The following is an 18,690-nucleotide window of genomic DNA, read 5'->3' as shown; positions in this document are numbered from 1 at the left end:
TTCCTTCCGGCGATACACTTCTGTCGCATTCAGCACCTAAGGCTTGTGCCGGGGGTAACATCCACCTCAGTCCTCTTGTCGGATGTCATTTCGAAGACGCTGTAACCCATTGACATCGCGGCATACGCCTGCCCTAACTGACGAAACGAAATAACCTATTCCCGGCAGCCTTTTGCTTTAGTTGCTGCCAGCCATTCAGGAGGAAGTCAGACATGACAGACGCGGCAACACCTGAAACTTCCGAAAATTCCTCTAGCTCGGCAGGCGGCTTCTCACCGCTGCAATACCTGGACCGTGCTTTGACAACGCTCCGCGACATTGGCATCGCCCCGGAAACGGAAACCGACGCCCCGATCAACGCCTTGCTGGAGCAGATTTCCGACCTGTCCCCCGACAAGGTCCTGATCATCACGCGCACACTTGGTCAGGCGTCGAACTTCAATGAAGTTGTCCGTTCTCAGGTCCAGCAGATGGACATTGGTCAGCGCTACGAGGAAATCACAGACGCCTTCAACTCCATCCGCGACGATGCCAAGACGCTGGTTGACCAGTTGGCTGACGGCAAGATCTCATTCACCGAGAACCTCTCCAACAAATGGCGGGACATGCGCCGCGGCACGATCTCTGACCGTTTCAAGGACATTCGCGACACTTACAAGGATGTTGCACGCGCAACCAAGGATCAGATTGAGCGCGAACAGACCATTCTGGAAGCTTACCGGGACTTCCGCGGAGCCTTGAAACAAGCCGAAGTGACGGCTCTTGAGATCCTGAATATTGCAACGGAAAGGCTGGCCGGGGCCAAGAAATCTTTGGAAAGCGCCTCAAGCGAAGTGGAAACCTATGCCGGCGACGACCCGGCCCAGAAGGCTCGCCTGGAGCTTGCGCGCGACGAAAAGCTGCGCGCAATGCAGGACGAGGAAAAGCGCTACCAGATTGCAAAGGACCTCTCCGACAACCTGACCGTCGGTTACAACACCTCGGAAGTCATCATGGCGCGCCTGGTTCAGACCACAAACGCCAAGGAAAGGGTTTATGCCCAATCCGTCAGCTTCTTCTCGACCAACGAATCCGTCCTGACGGCCTTGAACGCGTCATTCACAGGTCTGCAAGGCTTGCACGAATCCACCGAAACGCTGAACGCCATGAAAGAAGGCATCAACAAAAGCCTCGAAACGTTGGCTGAAATCGGAGACGCGGTGCAGAAAGAGGCTCTCAAGGCAGGTTACGGCCCGACGGTCGCGGCAGCATCGGTCAAGAAGCTCGTCGACTCCGTTGTGAATTTCCAGGTTCAGTCCCGCGAAATCATTACCGAAATGCGTGACATGTCGACCAGGAACTCGGAAGAAATCCGCAACGCGGTGGAAGACGGAAAACGGCGGCTTGCAAAGTTGACGGCGCAGGGCCAGGGACTTTAATCGGCTGGGAACAAACGGGCCGGTCGGATGACCCGGCCGGTCCAATTCAAGAAGACGGCATAGATGGCAAGCAAATCCGACGCCCCTTTGAACGACCTCATGATGGCGATGGACGTGGTCGACACGCTGCGTCACGAAGAAGGCCAGGTCGCACGGGAACTGAAGGCAGACGAGCGCGACGCCGCCATGGTCAAGCGACTGCGCGAAGTTTATGCCGCCCAGGGTATTGAGATGCCCGACCACATTCTCAAGGCCGGCGTTGAGGATCTCAAGCGCGACCGGTTTGTCTATTCTCCGCCGTCGGCCGGTTTCCAGCGCACGCTTGCGATGGTCTACATTTCCCGCAGCATCTGGTCGAAATGGCTCGCCGGAGCTCTCGCGGTTCTCGTGATCGCCGTCGCTGCGTGGTATTTTCTGGTTTCGCTGCCAAAACAGCGTGCGGAGGAAGAGCTGCTGGCCCGCCTGCAGTCCTTGCCCGCGACCTACACCGAGCTGGTGGACCGTATCGGCAACCTGACCGAAAACACGGACATCATGGCAACGGCGCAAAGCATTGCCGATGACGGCAGCCTTGCGCTCAAGGACAGCAACAACGCCGCCGCCTTCAAGGCCGAGACAGACCTTCGCGAACTGGCAGCGGGACTTCAGGAAGTCTTCGAGGTGAAAATCATTTCCCGCGAAGGTGTTCCAACAGGAATCACCAGGATACCTGAAGCCAATCCCGATACTGAAAACTACTATATTGTCGTCGAGGCAATCGATCCGGATGGAAACATTTTGAGGCGCAGTATCGTCTCCGAGGAAAACAGCACCGCCGAAGTCGTCGACAAATGGGGCCAGCGGGTCAGCGAAACCATCTATAACGCGGTTCGCCGGGACAAGATGGAAGACGGCATTGTGCAGAAGGGTACCCTGGGTCAAAAGCGCCGCGGAGAATTGGACATCAAGTGGCGTAGCGGTGTTCAGGATGGAGCGATCACGAAATGGTAGGAATGATGCACCCGTCCGCGACATCGGAGGCTAGCGCATGCTGACAGGCCGCCAGACCCTTGGAACCATTGAGCAATCGCTTGCGGACCTGCGCCGTGAGGAAGCGGATCTCGGCAAACGCATCGAACGTGCGACCCGGGCCCTGACCGACCTGCAGGAACGGCAGAGCGAAGCCTATCGCGATCTGGCACGGTTCCGGCTTGATACCGACGCAGCCGGAACCTTGAATACGAGGCTGGACAGCGCCGCCAGAGAAGCAAGACGCCTCCTGGACAAGCGAAGCGACGACTACAAGGTTCTGTCGGACCAGCTGCGCGAATGCGAAAGCGAGCGAAATCAGCTGCAGAAAAAACGCCTAGATCTGGATACGGCCCGCGACACCGCTGAAAATCAGATGGATGAACTGATGGAAGCCGTGGACGGCCGACTGGAGAACGACAACTCCTATCTTGCCCAGCGCGAAGCGGCTGCAACGGCTCTGGCGACGGCGGAAGCTGCAGCGCAAAAGGCCAGGACTTCAGAAGAAGACAGACAGAACAAGGGAAAGGCCTACGAGGCTGACCCCCTTTTTCTTTACCTGTGGCAACGCGGATTCGGCACACCGGATTACGGTTTTCGCGGTCTCGTCCGCTCACTGGACACCTGGGTTGCCCGCCTGATCAGATATCAGGACGCACGGGCGAACTATGCCATGCTCACAGGGATACCGGAGCGTATGGCAAGACACGCACAGCGTTGCGAAGACCTGGCCCGGCAGGAGCAGGAAAAGCTCGCTGAGTTCAGCCGAAATGCCATGACGGATGCTGCCGGCACGGACCTCGTCGGTACGATCGAGAACCTGAGTGAGGAAATCGACCAGATTGATGCCGAACTGGACGGTTTGGATAGGCGAATAGAGACACTGTCCGGAGCCCTGACCGAGTTCTCAAGTGGCGAGGATGCGGATTTTCAAAAAGCCGAAGAACATCTATCTGTGTCGTTGCAGGCAGACGATCTGAACGATCTTTGGAGGGCTGCGCTGGATACGCCTTCTCCGGAAGACGAAAAGATCATTCAGCGGATCGAAGACTTCAGGGACCGGGTTGAACAGGTCGCCAGGGAGATCCGGCAGGATCGCGAACTACAGCGCGACATCAGCCGCCGCCGCGCCGAGCTTGCCGACGTCATCAAGCGGTTCCGCTCCAAAGGCTATGGCAGTTGGGACTCGACGTTTTCAGACGACAAACTCACCACGGTGCTCCTCGGAGAGTTGATCAAGGGTGCGATCACCGGCGCCGATTACTGGGCGCGCGCGGAAAGAGCACACAAGAGACGCAAGCCACGTGGCCGGAAAGTTGCCTTCCCCAATGGAACGGGTCTGCCCAAGTCGATGGGCGGCTTCGGTGGTTTCGGAGGTTCCGGCCGCGGCCAGGACGGCTTCGGTGGCGGCGGGTTCAAAGGCGGTGGCAGTTTCGGCGGTGGCGGTTTCAAGACGGGCGATCAGTTTTAACGTCGGCTTGTCCCAGTTCTGCCTGCCAATGTGACGCCACAAGGCTTCGTTAGGACATGATGTGTCAGTATCCTGGCACTTGTGCGCCTTGAGGGCATGGCGGTCACGAGCAGTTTTGTTGTACTACACAGGAACCTGTTTTAGACCGATTCATAATATGACCATTTCAAACTCGGGATATCCGATGCGACGTATCGTTTTGACCAGCTTATGCGCTCTTACACTTGCTGCCTGTCAGTCCGGCTCGCAGACATCTTCATTGCCGAACCAGCCGCAACTGGACGTTCCAGCTGGCGCACAGAGCGTCAACATCGCCGCGGACCCGATGACCGTACGTGCCGCATTGGTTTCCAGTGCACAGGAACGTGGAACGGTGATCTTGCAGGATCAACCCAATATGGTGATTCTGGAACGCCCTATGGCCGGTGAAAATCCCGCGCTCGATGCGGAGTTCGGCCCCTCGGACAACGGTCAGAGGGTCATTCGCATTCGCGTCCGTTTCACCGGAACGCCGTGCCAGACGCTGGCTGTTCAGGACCTTGCGGTCATCAACAATGTGCGTACGGCACTGGAGCAGAGCTTCGTGCTTCCTGGAAACCCGAACACGATGCAAAGCCTGCAGGGTCTGAAATCCCGGGCGGAGCAGAACAGTTCCTGCCCGCCGGTCGCCTCGTAAGACCTTCCCGCGCACAACCTAGACGCCAGACGGCCTATCTGCGACAATCCTCCGTTTCGCCAATTGATTGCGCGAGCAAAGGGGGAGTTCATGCTGGCCCGAATTGCATTGTTGCTGGTCGTTATTGTCGATCTCATGGGGCAAGGGCTGATCTTTCCGATCATCAATACCTTGCTCATCGATCCCGCCTCGACATTCCTGCCGAAGGAAACGCATTCCTCAACCCGTGAGTTCTATTACGGATTGGTCAGTGCGGTCTTTTATCTCTTCTGGTTCTTCGGTGCCGCCTACATATCCAAGCTTTCCGACCATATCGGCCGCAAGGTCGGGATTGTAATCTGTCTCGGCGGTGCGATTGTCGGCTATGGTTTGACCATTCTAGCCATCGAGTTTTCCAGTCTCTGGATGCTTGTGCTCGGACGTGCTGTCTCCGGCTTTACCGCAGGTAACCAACCCATTGCACAGGCCGCCCTGATCGATGCCAGCGGGAGCGAGCAGGAAAAGAGCGCAAATCTCGGCTATATCGTGGGCGCATCGGCAATCGGCATGATGATCGGTCCGCTGCTCGCGGGCGTTTTGAGCGACCCCACCTTCCTGGGATCCTACGCGTCTGTCGAACTCCCGTTCTACACGGCGATCGTACTGGTCGGTCTGACACTCATTCTCATCATGACGTCCTTTTACGACGTCCGAACGGAGCGCAAGCCTATCGACTTCGGCCTGTCCGAAGTCTTTCTGACACTCTACCGCATCAAGGACTTTCCGGTCGTTCAGAAGCTTTCCTTCGGCTATTTCTTTTTCCTGATGGGTCTCAACGCCTATTACATCTATCTTGCCGACTACCTGATCGAGCGTTTCAAATTCACAACGTTTGAAAACAGCATGATGCTGGTCATCCTCGGCCTGGCGTTGATGCTGGGCGGCACCGTTCTGGTGCCCTATGTCAGCAAGCGCTATCGCAAGATCCCGACAATCGTCGCAAGTGCGATTGTCATGTCGGTCTTCATCATCCTTTTCATGGTCAATCCAATACCGGATCTCAGCTATGTGCTGATCGTTCCAATCCTGCTGGCGTTCGGCCTCGGCTACCCGACACTCCTGGCCCTGTTTTCCGCAAGTGTCGATGAAAGCCGCCAGGGTTGGGTCATGGGTGTGACCATCGCCTGGTTCACAGTGGGGTCGGGATCGATTTCGCTCATCGGTGGACCACTGATGTCCGTCAGCATCTATATGCCCTTCAGCATTGGGGTCGCCAGCTTCTGTGTCTCAATGTTGTTCATCTTCACGCTTTGGCGCAGCCCGGAAGTTCAGGCGCTTGATCCTGAAATCCAAAGGGAACCGGGCAAGGCGCCTGCCTAGAACATTGAAGGGGATAAGCCTGCAAAGACCCATCCCCGCTTCAATTGCACGGCCCTTTTGACCGTTTATCAGACGGGACAACGAAACCGAACATCAGGCCGTTGACGCATGAACGAAGGCTGGCAGATGCCTGTTTTCGATATGACCGTCGAGGTTGATCCATCCGCAGTGTACGTCTGCAACGCAAGCAGAGCTGCCGCTCATGATTTGTGACCGAAGGTTCAGACCTGCGTGTTTACCGAATTCAGCCGAGCCCGGACGTCGTTAAATACGGAGCTCGGCCACCGACGATTAACGCACGGCGCGGTTCATACCTCCATCCGACAGGATGCTCTGACCGTTGATATAGCGCGCCTCTTCTGAGGCAAGGAATACGCATGCCTTGCCGATCTCGGCGAAAGATGCCGGACGCTGAGCCGGAATGGACCGCCTGGCGAACTCGGAAAGGTTCACGTTCTCGCAGAAGCCAGGCATCAGATTGTTCATATTGATGTTGTGGCGTGCGTATCGGTCTCCAAACAGCTTTGAGAAACTGTGCAAAGCGCCCCTCAACATGCTCATTGGATAAGGGGCACGCGGCTCGACCGTATTCATGGACGAGATGTTCACAAACGAACCTGTGCCTTGCTCGATCATGATCGGAGTAACAATCCGCGCCAGTTTGACAACATTGAGCACATACATGTCGAGACTTTCGTGCCAAAGCGCATCAGGCAATTCCAGCAACGGTCCATCGAAGTCGGGATCAAATCCGACCGACTTGATGGCCTCCGGCACCCCGCCACCATGGCCCATATTGCTGACAACGGCATCAATACGTCCGTATTTCTCCATCGTCGCGTCGACCATTGCCTGCAAGTCATCATTATCGAGAACCGAGCCCTGGCAGCCAATCCCGCCCAACTCCTCGGCCAATTCCTTGGAGCGCGCCGAAGGCGACATCAGCGACACTTTGTAACCCGCCTTTGCCATCTCGATCGCGCAGCCCTTGCCGATGCCCTGTCCGGTTCCAGTCATCAGGGCGACTTTTAGGTCAGACATTTGATTGCCTCGCTGTGAAAAACTTGCTCTCTTTCAGCGAAGATAGGGAAACGTGCGTTTGGTTTGTAACGACTTTACGGCACTTCGATGTGAGGTTATCTCACAGCTATGACAAATGTTAGACATCTTCGAGCTTTGCAAGCGTTCAACGCGGCAGCAACGCGGTCGAACCTGAGCAAGGCCGCTGAGGATCTCGGCGTGACACACGGCGCAGTCAGCCGACAGATCAAGCAACTGGAACAATATCTGGATGTCGCATTGCTGCGACGGCTGCCTGGCGGTGTCGAGCTCACGGATGCGGGTGCTCGCCTGCACCTGGCAACACAGCAAGCATTTGCAATATTGGAGCAAGGGATTGTGGCGACCAGGCGAACCCGCAAGCGACGTTCCATCAAAATATCGCTGTCGTCCTCGTTGGCGATCAAGTGGCTGGTACCGAAGCTCCAGAACTTCCGCGAAAGGCATCCGGGCATCTCTGTCTATCTGGACACTGACGACCGGCTCGTCGACTTCGCGGACAGCGATGTCGATGTAGCGTTGCGGTACGGCGGCAATCAAGGGAGTGAGTTATATTGCGAACGCCTGGTGAGCGAACGTTTAATTCTTGTTGCAGCCCCCTCCCTCGTGCCAGAAGGGCCTATTGCGCCCGCGTCCATAACAAAGCTCCCTCTGCTGCACGACCAATTCCATCCGTACTGGGACACATGGGCGAAAACCGCCGGGTTGCTCGAGCCGGATGTTCAATCAAGAAGTTCAGCCTTCCCCGACTCCGCCGTACTGATTGCAGCTGCCATCGATGGACAGGGGGCAATCCTGGTACGCAATATACTCGTTGCGGATGATATTAAAGCGGGGCGTCTGGTTTGCCTGAGTGATGTTTGCGTTGAGCAAGATAGATCGCTGCATTTTGTTTGCCGAGATGGCGATCAACAATCTCCTCCCATTAGTGTTCTCCGCTCGTGGCTTACCGAAACCTGTTCGCGGCTATAGCCGAAAAAGACGCTTCTCGGACCTTCTTGCCCATGCAGCATCCGGTCGTTTGGGCCCGGCATCATCATCCGCCTTCAGGCGTTTTGAGGCGCGTTGGATATCGAAGTTTTGCACGCTGCCACCACAGGTGGTCAGCAGCATGACAGATTGGCTGCGCGCGCACTCCTTTCTGGATTGCCAAGCGGTGGAATGTTTCTCGCCGACAAGGCTTACGACGTAGTAGAGACAGTGGCGCTCGTGAGTTCACGCGGCGGTTGGGCAAATATCCTGCCATACGGAACCGGCGTGATCCGGTCTGCTTTTGCCCCTGCCTCTACTGTAGTCGAAGCCTGGTCGAGACGTTCTTCAACCGCGTCAAGTACTGTCGAAGCATCGCGGCACGCTATGAGAAACTGCCGCCAACCTCCCAGCCTTCGTGAAGCTCGTGGCCATGCGCCGATGGCTGAGAGATATCGAGCCCCTGGCCTGGTCTTTTTATGCCGGCAACGCCTCGGGTGAAAACTGTTCCAGAAACTCCGGGCTCGGCGGGATAGGCTTGATGATGTCGATCAGGACCCCATTCGGGTCCTTCGTTATGAAGTGCCGTTGCCCGAAAGGTTCGTCTCTCAAAGGCAACAGGATCGGCAGACCTTTTTCCTGTACTTGCTCGTAGAACGCGTCGACATCCTCAACCTCGAAATTGATAAGCACTCCGCCCGCCCCGTTGCCGCGCCCTTCTGCAGGGATCGTCTCGTGGGACTGGTCAAGGATCGCCAGGTTCACTTTCTCGTCCTCTTCGGACTGAAGGTGAACATACCAGTCTGCCTCAAACACTGCCTTGAACCTGAAATTTTCCGTGTAGAAACGTGCTGTCTCAGACACCTTGTCCGTCATGAGAACGGGATAGTATTGCGTGCATTTCATGGGATTTCTCCTGATGACCTGTTTTGGATAGAAGCGGAACTCCGTGTTGCCCGGGCTTTTCAAGTTCATAAAAACAACATACATTCTGTATGTATCTACTAGTTAACATACAGGCTGCATGTATGCAAGAAGCAAGATCACGGAGAACGCAGGCTGAAAGACGCGCAGAGACGAAGCGCGCTCTTCTGGAAGCTGCTCGAACCCTCATCATTGAAAAGGGTTATGCGGAAACCGGAACGCCCGAGATCGTCAAGGCGGCGGACGTGACACGCGGTGCGCTGTATCATCATTTCAGCGATAAGGCTGACCTGATGCGTGCACTTGTACGACAGGAAGCGACCGCAATCGCCGCCGAAATCGATGCGCAAACCAGCACAGACCAGACACCGCTCGATGCCTTCATGGCAGGGGCAAAGGCCTATTTTTCTGCCATGTCCACTCCCGGCCGGGCAAAGATCCTGCTTCTGGAAGGACCGACAGTTCTCGGTTTGGACGAAATGGCGGAAATAGATCGGGAAACAGGTGGCGCCACGTTGCTGGAAGGGCTTCAGCATGCGGCCGGTCACGGTGCTCTGAAAGACATTCCCCTGGAGCCTTTGGCAGCCCTCTTGTCTGCCGCGTTCGACCGGGCGGCACTCGCAATTGCCAGCGGCGAGGATCGCGATGGCTACGAGACAGCAACCAGAAAGTTGCTGGCCGGGATACTGGTCTAGGGGCAGTTGAGGTTCAGACAATCCGGCAATTGGCGGCACGATTTACGCCGTTGAACTGACTGTCAACAAACCTTCAGTTCGGCGAAAAATCAGCCAGACGCCAGCTACGCCCCTCTCCCTTCCATTCACTTGGAGGTCAACGGGTCAACCGTGATCGCGGCGACACCGCTTGTCGTGCCGGAAAACAGGCTATCAAGGTTTTCCGCGGCCTCTTTCAGAGGTACCTTGTGTCGAATTTCGCCATCGGTCTGCGCGTTGGCAGCAAGTTTTCTGGCTTCGGAAACGATCGATAGTTTTCTTGTCGGGGGCTGCGCCGAAAGCCACCCGGCAATCTCGAACCCTTCCAGCGCCTGACGCCGTCCCGTGATCTGCCGCAGGACGTCAAGCTCCACCGGTTCACCGGAGAGATTGCCGACATTGGTCACCGTCGAATGTTCAGGCATTGCGTCAAGCAGGATACCGGGCATCTTTCCGCCGACACTGTCGATTGCCAATGTGGCACTTAATCGGAGGCACAAATCTCTCAGCTGGTCTTCGTAGCCAGCGTCACGCTGATCCAGAATGTGAGCGGCTTTCATCGCGACCAGAGCATCAATTTGCTCATCGGAACGAACGATATTTATCACCGGCAGATTTCGCATCTTCGCCGCGGTATTTACAAGTCGCCCCAGTGAGCTTGCCGCGGCATTCATCACAATCGCCTTTGCATTGTGTTGTCGCACGTGTCTGAGAAGAGATACGGCCGTCAAGGCGTTACCGACCTGAAGCGCCTTTGCCAGCGGCATGTCGCCAACAGGAATACAAAATTCTGCCGAAGCAACGGACTTCTCGGACCAGGAACCACCGCGGTCCGGCTGCGTTCCAAAGAAGACACGCTTGCCGGTCACCAGCCGCCCCATCAACCCGCCGCCACTGGCAACAACCCGGCCGACGCCCAACCTGCCGGCAGAAAACGGCAAGGTGGGCTCGATGATATAGCTGTTCGACAGCAGCAGATCGTCAGCCGGAAAGGCCCCGCCGGCTTCCACCTCGATCAGAACTTCCCCTGGCTTTGGCTCTGGATCGGGCACTTTTTGCAATTCAACGCCGTTATAGTCTTTGGAAAAGGATTTTACCCTCAGGCTCAGCATCTGATTTGTCCGCTTGTATCGATCAATGTTGCGACAGCAGATAGGGTGGTGCAGAACAATCCACAATTACACTCTTTCGACCAACTTGGTGCACTCATGAACCAGACAAACATTTCCCGAGCGACACCAGGCCTGCGAGACTGGAACGATCTGAATGTGCTTTTGAAAATTGTCCGGTCGGGAACGATGCGCACTGCCGCCGATGCACTCGGGATCAGCCACTCCACTATCTCGCGGCGCATGTCGCTCCTTGAAGCCGAACTCGGCACGAAATTGCTGGATCGTCGCGGCCGTCGGCTCTGCTTAACCGAAGAGGGACAAGCCGTATTCGAAACGGCGACGCGGCTGGAAACGCAGATTGCCGATATGAGGCGCAACGCCAGCGGCCGCGATCAGCAGCTATCCGGCCGCATCCGCGTGACACTGCCCAATGAACAAATCTTTGAAATGCTTGCACCGGATCTCGTCCGGTTTCGCGACAGCTATCCCGATATCGATCTGGAAATTTCGACGACAGCGAGAAAAATTGACCTGAACAGCCAAAGCGCCGATCTGGCCGTCCGCATCATTCCCCACGGAGATCTGCCGGATCCGGACCTGATTGGCAGGATGGCCGCGGAAATTCACTTCTGTATCTACGCAACCCCCGGCTATCTTGAGCGGCACGCGCTTCACGACCATCAGAAGACAGAGTTACCACCGGCGCGCTGGCTCGGATGGGGCGGAGACCAGGCGCAGCCCGACTGGGTGCTTCAGTCCCCCTTCCCGCATCTGACAACATACGGTTCGTTGAACAGTCCCCAGCTTCAGCTTTCTGCCGCCAAAGCCGGAATGGGCCTGGCTATTCTTGCTTGCGGTCTCGGTGACACCGCCCTCGAGCTAATACGTGTTCCCGGGACTACGCCATACCCCGCTCGCGATGTCTGGGTGGTTCATCATGGCGCGTTAAGGGGAATGAAGCGCGTCAGGATCCTGAGAGAGTTTCTGACCCGGGCGATTGCAGAAAAGTCAAAACTGCTCACCGGCAAATCGGTCACGTGAACTGAAGGGCTGTGTCCGGCTGGAGCCGAAAGTCCTCCCGCCCTTCACACAACGCAAAAGCGTGTTACAGTTTGAACCATAATCCAGAATTGCTGCCTGAACACTTTGCCATAGGTGTGAACCGTAAGCTTCGGAAGACTGTTGGGGGGACGATCATGAACCTGGCGAAATTCAGCTTGATGCTCGTCGTGCTTGTTGACGTCATGGGTCAAGGACTGGCGTTTCCGATTTTCAACACCCTTATGATGCAGGCAGATCTTGGCTTCCTGCCAGCCGCAACCACACGGGCCGAACGCAGTTTCGATTATGGCCTGGTCATCGGTGTTTTCTTCACCACGTGGTTCCTGGGAGCGGTCTATGTCAGCCGGATTTCCGACAGCATCGGCCGCAAAAAGGGCATTTTTCTCTGCCTCGCCGGCTCATTCACCGGATATCTTTTGACCGTTGCAGCAATTGCCATCAGCAGTTTCTGGTTACTTCTCGTCAGCCGGGCAATTACCGGCTTTACCGCCGGCACGCAATCCATAGCCCAAGCCGCTATGGCGGATCTCAGCACCGATGATGCCGACAAGGGGCGAAACATGGGGCTCATTGTAGCCGGAGCTGGTATTGGCCTGGTTGCAGGTCCAGTCATCGGTGGCGTTTTTTCAGACCCGAGCCTGCTCGGCAATGCGGCGTCCCTGTCGTTGCCGTTTTATATTGGCGGGGCGCTCAATCTGATCGCGGCTGCAATGATCCTGATGTTTTTTCGGGACGTCAATCCGAACCGCTTGCCGCTTCGCATCAACCCGCTCGATGTCGTGCGCCTGATCCTCGACATCGGCAAGCATCCTACGGTCTGTCGCGTCACCATCCTCTGGTTTTTCTATATGGCGATGCTGATTACCGCCTACATCTTCCTGACGAATTTTCTTTCAAGCCGCTTTGGTATGGACACTGCCGGTACCAGCGTCGGCGTTCTGATCTTCGGGGCGAGCTTCGGCATCACCAGCTCCTTTCTGGTCGGCCCGTTTCAGGAGAGAATGTCCCGCAAGGCGATGATCGTCTTTTCAGCCGTGACGATGATCGCATCGATCGCGCTGTTGATCTCCGCTCCAACTTCACTGATCGCCTATCTCGCCTTCGTGCCGTTCGGCATTGCACATGGCATCGGCGCTCCGGCCTTGTTCGCGATGTATTCCGCAAGTGTTGATGACACGCTTCAGGGTTGGGTCATGGGGGTTTCGGTCGCCATCTGGACATTGGCCGCGGGCCTGAACTCCTTCATCGGCGGTGAATTGCTCACATTCGGCATCCGCAATCCTTTCCTTCTGTCGATCGGATACGGGCTCCTGCTTTTGGCAGCGGTGTTTATCATTGGCAGGTCCAGCGACATTCGCAGGATTTCAGGACGCGTAACCGTAGAGGCTTAAGCCTTGGCTGACGGTTTCAAGGTCAATTGTTCTGCAGCATTGAAGCGATCGCCGAAGCCATTCGGCTTTGGCGATCCCCAGGAAGTGCCAACCCGATCTTCGAATATGCCCTCGTCCACAAGGGTCACAGCGAATGTATCGGCAAGAACGCGAAAATGCCGACCCTTCCGCAGAATGCCAGCCTCAAAGCATGATGGGTAACATGTTCAGGAGGCCAACCCTGTCCGGTAGAAGCCTTATCCCTGGTTGGGAAACGGCAGTTCCTGGCTTACCTCATAGACCCTTGCATCCATGCCTTTCGCCTTGAGCGAACTCAGCGCTGCCTGAAAATCTGCCATATGTGGCGTTGCGAAATGTGGCATCAACGCATCCATCGACTCCCACATTTCATAAATTCTCAGAATGTTCGGATTTGTTGCGTCGAAGGACGACTTGTAAGCAAGACATCCTGGTTCCCTTGCAGTTGCCTCGTCCATGGCCTGAATGGCACTACGCTTTTCGTGAATCTGATCGTCTTCAAATTCAACTTCGACAGTTACGATGATCATTCGATTTCCTTCCTTGCTCGTTTCTGAACTGGCCAGTGCGACTTCAATCGGTGCAAACCTGGTCAGAAGTCCCAGACCAAAGGCTTGAACCAGCGTGCGTCTTTTCATCGATTTTCCTCGTTCCGCTCCTTCCGCAGCCCCGCTGCAGACAGGAGATCGCGCCTCACAGCCCCAAAATTACAAAATAACATTTTTTGTAATTTTGATTTTATTGACAAAATATCATTTTTTGTCAATCTGTAATTATGACGGAGCTTAGACAGAAAATCCTGGAAGCCGCTGTGCGGGTGTTCATGCGCTACGGTGTCGGCAAGACCCGGATGAACGACATTGCTCAGGAAACAGGGATCGCACGACCGACGCTTTACGCGTCTTTCAAGAACAAGGACGAAATCCTGAGTGCGTCCATTTTGCACTATTCTGATTTGTCGCTCGCCGGGATTCGGCACGAATGGGATCACCTTGAAAAGCTGAGCGACAAGCTGGACGTGTTTTATGAGCGAGCAATCATCGCATCTTTCCAGATCATCACCGCCTCCCCTGATGCCCGGGACATGATCGGTGGGCACAACGCCGTAGGGAAAGCTGCCACGAAGAAAGCGCAGCTCGACAAAATGTCCGCCTGGGCGGAACTTCTCGAACAATATTTGCCGGCAGACGAGCAACGGCCTGTCTCCAGCGAACAGCTCGCGCAATACATCGTGCTGTCATCGCTTGGCTTGCGTGACCATGCTGAAAACGAAATTCAGCTCCGTCAGCTGCTTCAGGTACAAAAACAAGGAATTCTGGCACTTCTGAACTGCGATTGATTTGCGCGAAGTTCCTTCTTGCGGGGCACCACGGTTCTAAGGCAGGTTCAAAAAACGACAAATTCTTGCAACTGATTGAGAAACAGGATGATTGCCCCACACGTTCAAATCAACCGGGCGCATTGGAACCATCAGGCTCCCGAATGGGTCATGCGAGGCGAGCGGGAATGGGCGCGAAGCGAACCGGTCTGGGGGCTATGGGGGTTACCGGACTCTGACCTTTGCCTACTCCCCCACTCAATGGAAGGTCTGGACGCAATCGAACTGGGATGCGGGACGGGTTATGTTTCCGGCTGGATGTCACGCCGGGGAGCACGCGTAACGGGTGTCGACATCTCCGAAGAACAACTTGCCACGGCAAAACGCCTTGCTCACCTCCATGGAGCCGAGATCCGGTTCCGGCATGAAAATGCCGAAACGCTTGAAGACGACGACGCTTCCTATGACTTCGCCATTTCGGAATATGGCGCAGCCATCTGGTGCGACCCCGAGCTATGGTTGCCGGAAGCGTGGCGGGTTCTCCGTCCGGGAGGTGAACTGGTTTTCCTCGGCCACCATCCTTTGACAATCATCTGTGCGTCGGAAGATGGCGACCAGGTCGGCAACAGCTTGCACCGGCCTTACAGACACCTCCGCAACGTCGACTGGTCTCAGACCGAATCCGATCCCGGGGGCATCGAATTCAACCGAGGGACCGAGGATTGGTTCAACCTTTTTCGCAAAGTCGGGTTTGATGTCTTGAATTACCGGGAACTTTACGCCCCTGACACTGCTGAAGGTGTCGAATTCGGAATTTCCGCCGAATGGGCCAGGGTCTATCCTGCGGAGCAGGCCTGGTGGCTCAGGAAACAAGCCTGAACGAATTCACCAGCAGCCGCTGCACTCTCATTTGCTCAACGCTTTCCTGGACTTATCTATTCTTAACATCTTATTAAAACAACCAATCTACTCTAAGTAGAAATCCCGATTGTTTGTTTTTTAGGGACTTTGCCACGATGTTGCCGTCGGCGCGGATATCACTTGAGGATATGCGAACTTTCCCTCGCAAGCGATGCAAGTGGAAGGGTATTCTCAAGTTCCAGAACACACACCGCCCTTGCGTTGTGGAAGACATATCCGTGGGTGGTTGCCGTGTTGCCGTGAACACGAAAGATCTGAAACACCGGGAAAAGGTCACCATCGAAATCGAAAGCCGCAAACTCCGGTTTCATGGCGAAGTTCGCTGGACCCGCCTCGATGAAGCAGGCATCGAGTTCCTCTATATGGACTGACTGGTTTTCAGTTTCCCTCTCTCTCTCAATTGAGCTTTAGAACTGCTCAACATCAGCCACTTCACGCCCGCTTCATTTCTTCCGGTGGCTCGTTAGCAAGAACCCGTTCATCCGCAAGGCAGGCCCTCCAGCACTTCGCAGCCGCCCGGTCCCTAAGATCCCGGCATTTCGATTTTGCGCAAATCGCTTGCCTGTTCAGTTTCAGGCGCGCTCTTGTTGCTTGTCAGCCCCGCCAGCAAGACCTGGCTGGAAACCAGGATCGTCGCAGACAGTGAGGCCAACAGGAGAAACAGACCATCGAAACCCCAGGCTTCGTGAACAAGGGCGATCAGGGGCAAGGCAGCTGACATTGCCAGGAAGGACACGAGATAACGAAGACCGAATGCCCTTGAGCGATTGCGGCCGCGGGTAGTGGTTCCGATCAGAAAATCGTTGACCGGAATCTGACCGAACACCCCCAGCATGAACCCGAGCGCGACCACGTAGCCCGCAATCCCGGTCAGTCCCGGCATCAGCAGAAAGAACACCGTCTGAATTGCCGCGACCAGCGCTAGTGTTGGTCGCCCGCCCGCCCGATCCAGCAGATACCCGGTCAGGAGCTGCGCCATGGAGGCGGCGGCAAAAACCGAAAAGGCCAGCGCTCCAAGAACAGACGCCGTGTGCAGTTGTAGAGTGCCGATAGCACCGCTCACGATCCTGTCGGCCAGACCCGTCAGACGTTCCTCGAAAATCTCGGGCAAGGCTACCGTGGTCGATTGAAAAATCGCGCTCCCGAGCGCCGCTGTCAGAAAGACGCAGATCAGGATCTTCCAGGCAGATCCGTGGTCCCGATCCGGCTCCTTCGCGACACCCCCCTTGGGGTTGATTTCCAATACCCTGATATCACGTGACACACGGTAATACGGCCATGCCAGACAGATTGAAATCAGTCCGGGCACGAAGAAGGCGGCGCGCCAGCCCGCGGTGTCGATCAGAATTCCGGTGAACAGTGCGGCTGCGCCGACGCCCAGGTTTCCCCAGACACCGTTCACGGCCAACCGCATGCCTGTTTTCTTCCAGCGGGCCGTGACTATGGCAAGACCGACAGGGTGATAGATCGCGGCGAAGATGCCGATCAGAAAAAGACCGACGGCAATCTGCGCGGGCGATTGCGCAAATCCGGTCAGGATGGAGGTCACACCGAGACCGAGGAAGAACACACACATCATGCCGTCCCGGCTCCAGCGGTCAGCCAGCCAGCCCGCCGGCAGGGAGAAGACGGCGAAGGCGGCAAATCCCGGCGTCCCCAGAAGCAGAAGATCGGAATAACTCATCTGCCAGCCGGTGCTGAGTGCCAGCGCGACCACCGAAGCGAAGATCAGCATGACGTAGTGGTCCAGAAAATGCCCGGCATTCAGCAGCAGGAAATAGTGTGTATCGCGTGAGTTCATCTCGGCCTCTTGCTTGTCCCGACCATTGTGACCTTGACCACCCGGCGATGTCTGGACAATAACTATCGAGAAATGGACACACCAAAAGATCATCACGTGCCGCGCAGCACGAATGCCGAAGACTACCAGGATCTTCCTCAGCCAATGGCGGTCCTGCCGAAGGTTTTCGAAGACGGGCACGTCATTCCGCCGCATAGTCACAAACGAGATCAGTTGCTTTACGCCATTTCCGGGGTCATGCGCATATCTGCGGCCGAGACGAGCTGGATCGTTCCACCGGACCGGGCGCTCCTGATGCCTTCCGGGCAGGAACACAGCGTCGAGATGCACGGTGAAGTGCAGATGCGAACGCTCTACATTTCGCCTGTCAGACAGGCCGAAATGAAGGTGCTCAGCGTCCCTTCCCTGTTGCGGGAACTGATCGTGGCGCTCTCACAGGAGCCGATGGATTATACGAACAATGATCGGGCGGAGCGCATTGCCGAACTGATAGCGATCGAGTTGGAACGTTGCGAAACACTGCCGCTGAGCATTCCCCTGCCGACCGACCCGCGCTTGCAGAAATTCTGCATAAAGATCATGGAAAACCCGTCTCTCAACGCATCCTTCGAGCAATTGGCTGAAAATACCGGCGCGTCTTCAAAAACGCTGGCGCGTCTATGCTCCAGACAACTGGGCATGAGTCTTGGCGAATGGCGCCGGAGAGTGCGGTTTGCATCGGCCATGGAACTGCTGGCGAAGGGAACACCGATAAAGGTGGCAGCTTCCTTATGCGGCTATGCCAGCGCAGCTGCATTTACCCATGCTTTCAGAAAGGAGTTCAGGATACGCCCTTCTGAACTGCAAGCGAAGCGATAAGCGCAGCCAATCGCTTGCTCACAGCGTCAAACCGGCCTGCTCTCGGAATATGTCCCCTCCAGTGCATCGACGGGTGGCCCACACACTTCCTTCAACCGGTCTGCGTTCGAAATCAGGTCCAGAAGCGTGACGTTTTGAAGTTCCTGGAAGAAAGCTCCCAGTGCAGATTTCAACGCTGGCCTGAGCAAACACACGTCCTTGATGACGCAATCGCAATTGCCGGCGCTTGCAAAACACTGAGCAAGTTGAAAGTCGTTTTCCATCAGCTGGACGACCTCGGAAACCGTAATGTCTTCCGGTTCCGCATCCAGCCAGATACCGCCATTCCGCCCTGCGGATGAAGCAATGTACCCAGCCTTACGCAGTATTTGTACCGCAGCCACAACTTGTGAACGGTGTGAATTACACTGTTCAACGACAACATCAATGGAACATCTCTGATCGGCATGAACAGCGAGATACATCAGTATACGCAGTGCAGCGTCTGTGCGTTCGGTCAAACGCATATTAAATCGAGCTCTTGTTAAAACTTCTAATGGATCGAATGCGGTTTACGTAGCACCGCAAAATCTCAACCGCATCCTTTATCTCAGATATAATATTTTTATTTTA

General features: G+C 55.8%; 19 protein-coding genes. 13 read left to right on the top strand and 6 right to left on the bottom strand.

Annotated features, from left to right (window positions below):
• Nucleotides 1-212 precede the first annotated feature (212 nt).
• The 5 genes from ABLQ08_RS18820 to ABLQ08_RS18800 all read left to right on the top strand — a co-directional run bounded on the left by ABLQ08_RS18820 (nt 213) and on the right by ABLQ08_RS18800 (nt 5,932).
• Nucleotides 213-1,418 carry a cell surface protein gene (locus ABLQ08_RS18820; RefSeq protein ID WP_352945088.1) on the top strand — a complete coding sequence of 402 codons (1,206 nt, stop codon included), beginning with the start codon at nt 213-215 and terminating at the stop codon, nt 1,416-1,418.
• Nucleotides 1,419-1,481: 63 nt separating this feature from the next.
• Complete coding sequence (locus ABLQ08_RS18815; RefSeq protein ID WP_352945087.1) at nt 1,482-2,408, top strand: DUF6384 family protein; 927 nt, start codon at nt 1,482-1,484, stop codon at nt 2,406-2,408.
• Between the two features lie 37 nt (nt 2,409-2,445).
• The gene (locus ABLQ08_RS18810; protein ID WP_352945086.1) at nt 2,446-3,897 is read left to right on the top strand and encodes a hypothetical protein; all 1,452 of its coding nucleotides are present in this window, start codon (nt 2,446-2,448) and stop codon (nt 3,895-3,897) included.
• Nucleotides 3,898-4,081: 184 nt separating this feature from the next.
• Nucleotides 4,082-4,573: a hypothetical protein gene (locus tag ABLQ08_RS18805; RefSeq protein ID WP_352945084.1), complete on the top strand. Its 492-nt coding sequence runs from the start codon at nt 4,082-4,084 to the stop codon at nt 4,571-4,573.
• A 90-nt stretch (nt 4,574-4,663) separates the two neighbouring features.
• Complete coding sequence (locus tag ABLQ08_RS18800) at nt 4,664-5,932, top strand: MFS transporter (protein ID WP_352945082.1); 1,269 nt, start codon at nt 4,664-4,666, stop codon at nt 5,930-5,932.
• 291 nt (nt 5,933-6,223) lie between these two features.
• Here ABLQ08_RS18800 and ABLQ08_RS18795 read toward each other — a convergent pair whose 3' ends face one another.
• The gene (locus ABLQ08_RS18795; protein WP_352945081.1) at nt 6,224-6,973 is read right to left on the bottom strand and encodes an SDR family oxidoreductase; all 750 of its coding nucleotides are present in this window, start codon (nt 6,971-6,973) and stop codon (nt 6,224-6,226) included.
• 135 nt (nt 6,974-7,108) lie between these two features.
• Between ABLQ08_RS18795 and ABLQ08_RS18790 the strand changes: the two genes are divergently transcribed.
• Complete coding sequence (locus ABLQ08_RS18790) at nt 7,109-7,963, top strand: LysR substrate-binding domain-containing protein (RefSeq protein WP_352945079.1); 855 nt, start codon at nt 7,109-7,111, stop codon at nt 7,961-7,963.
• Nucleotides 7,964-8,437: 474 nt separating this feature from the next.
• On the opposite strand, the gene ABLQ08_RS18785 is transcribed toward ABLQ08_RS18790, so the two are convergent.
• Complete coding sequence (locus ABLQ08_RS18785; RefSeq protein WP_352945077.1) at nt 8,438-8,866, bottom strand: VOC family protein; 429 nt, start codon at nt 8,864-8,866, stop codon at nt 8,438-8,440.
• Between the two features lie 122 nt (nt 8,867-8,988).
• Here ABLQ08_RS18785 and ABLQ08_RS18780 point away from each other — a divergent pair, with 122 nt between their 5' ends.
• The gene (locus ABLQ08_RS18780; RefSeq protein ID WP_352945075.1) at nt 8,989-9,579 is read left to right on the top strand and encodes a TetR/AcrR family transcriptional regulator; all 591 of its coding nucleotides are present in this window, start codon (nt 8,989-8,991) and stop codon (nt 9,577-9,579) included.
• Between the two features lie 125 nt (nt 9,580-9,704).
• Here the strand turns inward: ABLQ08_RS18780 and ABLQ08_RS18775 are convergent, their stop codons facing one another.
• Entirely contained in the window at nt 9,705-10,709 is a 1,005-nt protein-coding gene (locus tag ABLQ08_RS18775) for an alcohol dehydrogenase catalytic domain-containing protein (RefSeq protein ID WP_352945073.1), read from the bottom strand.
• Between the two features lie 96 nt (nt 10,710-10,805).
• Between ABLQ08_RS18775 and ABLQ08_RS18770 the strand changes: the two genes are divergently transcribed.
• A complete protein-coding gene (locus ABLQ08_RS18770) occupies nt 10,806-11,750 on the top strand; it encodes a LysR family transcriptional regulator (protein WP_352945071.1) in 945 nt (314 codons plus the stop codon).
• Nucleotides 11,751-11,905: 155 nt separating this feature from the next.
• On the top strand, nt 11,906-13,162 hold the full coding sequence (locus ABLQ08_RS18765; protein WP_352945069.1) for an MFS transporter: 1,257 nt from the start codon (nt 11,906-11,908) through the stop codon (nt 13,160-13,162).
• A gap of 236 nt (nt 13,163-13,398) precedes the next feature.
• On the opposite strand, the gene ABLQ08_RS18760 is transcribed toward ABLQ08_RS18765, so the two are convergent.
• Complete coding sequence (locus ABLQ08_RS18760; RefSeq protein WP_352945068.1) at nt 13,399-13,818, bottom strand: putative quinol monooxygenase; 420 nt, start codon at nt 13,816-13,818, stop codon at nt 13,399-13,401.
• 137 nt (nt 13,819-13,955) lie between these two features.
• Between ABLQ08_RS18760 and ABLQ08_RS18755 the strand changes: the two genes are divergently transcribed.
• The 3 genes from ABLQ08_RS18755 to ABLQ08_RS18745 all read left to right on the top strand — a co-directional run bounded on the left by ABLQ08_RS18755 (nt 13,956) and on the right by ABLQ08_RS18745 (nt 15,790).
• Entirely contained in the window at nt 13,956-14,519 is a 564-nt protein-coding gene (locus ABLQ08_RS18755) for a TetR/AcrR family transcriptional regulator (protein WP_352945066.1), read from the top strand.
• 87 nt (nt 14,520-14,606) lie between these two features.
• Nucleotides 14,607-15,377 (top strand): class I SAM-dependent methyltransferase, encoded by a 771-nt coding sequence (locus ABLQ08_RS18750; RefSeq protein ID WP_352945064.1) that lies wholly within the window; start codon nt 14,607-14,609, stop codon nt 15,375-15,377.
• Between the two features lie 137 nt (nt 15,378-15,514).
• Nucleotides 15,515-15,790 (top strand): PilZ domain-containing protein, encoded by a 276-nt coding sequence (locus ABLQ08_RS18745; RefSeq protein ID WP_352945062.1) that lies wholly within the window; start codon nt 15,515-15,517, stop codon nt 15,788-15,790.
• Nucleotides 15,791-15,942: 152 nt separating this feature from the next.
• On the opposite strand, the gene ABLQ08_RS18740 is transcribed toward ABLQ08_RS18745, so the two are convergent.
• Nucleotides 15,943-17,220, bottom strand: a complete 1,278-nt coding sequence (locus ABLQ08_RS18740; protein ID WP_352945060.1) for an MFS transporter — start codon at nt 17,218-17,220, stop codon at nt 15,943-15,945.
• A 72-nt stretch (nt 17,221-17,292) separates the two neighbouring features.
• On the opposite strand from ABLQ08_RS18740, the gene ABLQ08_RS18735 reads away from it, so the two are divergent.
• Nucleotides 17,293-18,078 (top strand): AraC family transcriptional regulator, encoded by a 786-nt coding sequence (locus tag ABLQ08_RS18735; protein WP_352945059.1) that lies wholly within the window; start codon nt 17,293-17,295, stop codon nt 18,076-18,078.
• 26 nt (nt 18,079-18,104) lie between these two features.
• Here ABLQ08_RS18735 and ABLQ08_RS18730 read toward each other — a convergent pair whose 3' ends face one another.
• Nucleotides 18,105-18,584 (bottom strand): RrF2 family transcriptional regulator, encoded by a 480-nt coding sequence (locus ABLQ08_RS18730; protein ID WP_352945057.1) that lies wholly within the window; start codon nt 18,582-18,584, stop codon nt 18,105-18,107.
• Nucleotides 18,585-18,690 lie beyond the last annotated feature (106 nt).

This window comes from Roseibium sp. SCP14 (genome assembly GCF_040329475.1).
Lineage (GTDB): Bacteria > Pseudomonadota > Alphaproteobacteria > Rhizobiales > Stappiaceae > Roseibium.
This window is presented reverse-complemented; position numbering and strand designations above follow the sequence as displayed.

Bases quoted from the DNA above. Each gene is read 5' to 3' on its own strand.
- ABLQ08_RS18820 (WP_352945088.1), top strand. From the start codon at position 213: ATGACAGACGCGGCAACACCTGAAACTTCCGAAAATTCCTCTAGCTCG.
- ABLQ08_RS18815 (WP_352945087.1), top strand. From the start codon at position 1,482: ATGGCAAGCAAATCCGACGCCCCTTTGAACGACCTCATGATGGCGATG.
- ABLQ08_RS18810 (WP_352945086.1), top strand. From the start codon at position 2,446: ATGCTGACAGGCCGCCAGACCCTTGGAACCATTGAGCAATCGCTTGCG.
- ABLQ08_RS18805 (WP_352945084.1), top strand. From the start codon at position 4,082: ATGCGACGTATCGTTTTGACCAGCTTATGCGCTCTTACACTTGCTGCC.
- ABLQ08_RS18800 (WP_352945082.1), top strand. From the start codon at position 4,664: ATGCTGGCCCGAATTGCATTGTTGCTGGTCGTTATTGTCGATCTCATG.
- ABLQ08_RS18795 (WP_352945081.1), bottom strand. From the start codon at position 6,973: ATGTCTGACCTAAAAGTCGCCCTGATGACTGGAACCGGACAGGGCATC.
- ABLQ08_RS18785 (WP_352945077.1), bottom strand. From the start codon at position 8,866: ATGAAATGCACGCAATACTATCCCGTTCTCATGACGGACAAGGTGTCT.
- ABLQ08_RS18780 (WP_352945075.1), top strand. From the start codon at position 8,989: ATGCAAGAAGCAAGATCACGGAGAACGCAGGCTGAAAGACGCGCAGAG.
- ABLQ08_RS18775 (WP_352945073.1), bottom strand. From the start codon at position 10,709: ATGCTGAGCCTGAGGGTAAAATCCTTTTCCAAAGACTATAACGGCGTT.
- ABLQ08_RS18770 (WP_352945071.1), top strand. From the start codon at position 10,806: ATGAACCAGACAAACATTTCCCGAGCGACACCAGGCCTGCGAGACTGG.
- ABLQ08_RS18765 (WP_352945069.1), top strand. From the start codon at position 11,906: ATGAACCTGGCGAAATTCAGCTTGATGCTCGTCGTGCTTGTTGACGTC.
- ABLQ08_RS18760 (WP_352945068.1), bottom strand. From the start codon at position 13,818: ATGAAAAGACGCACGCTGGTTCAAGCCTTTGGTCTGGGACTTCTGACC.
- ABLQ08_RS18755 (WP_352945066.1), top strand. From the start codon at position 13,956: ATGACGGAGCTTAGACAGAAAATCCTGGAAGCCGCTGTGCGGGTGTTC.
- ABLQ08_RS18750 (WP_352945064.1), top strand. From the start codon at position 14,607: ATGATTGCCCCACACGTTCAAATCAACCGGGCGCATTGGAACCATCAG.
- ABLQ08_RS18745 (WP_352945062.1), top strand. From the start codon at position 15,515: ATGTTGCCGTCGGCGCGGATATCACTTGAGGATATGCGAACTTTCCCT.
- ABLQ08_RS18740 (WP_352945060.1), bottom strand. From the start codon at position 17,220: ATGAACTCACGCGATACACACTATTTCCTGCTGCTGAATGCCGGGCAT.
- ABLQ08_RS18735 (WP_352945059.1), top strand. From the start codon at position 17,293: ATGGACACACCAAAAGATCATCACGTGCCGCGCAGCACGAATGCCGAA.
- ABLQ08_RS18730 (WP_352945057.1), bottom strand. From the start codon at position 18,584: ATGCGTTTGACCGAACGCACAGACGCTGCACTGCGTATACTGATGTAT.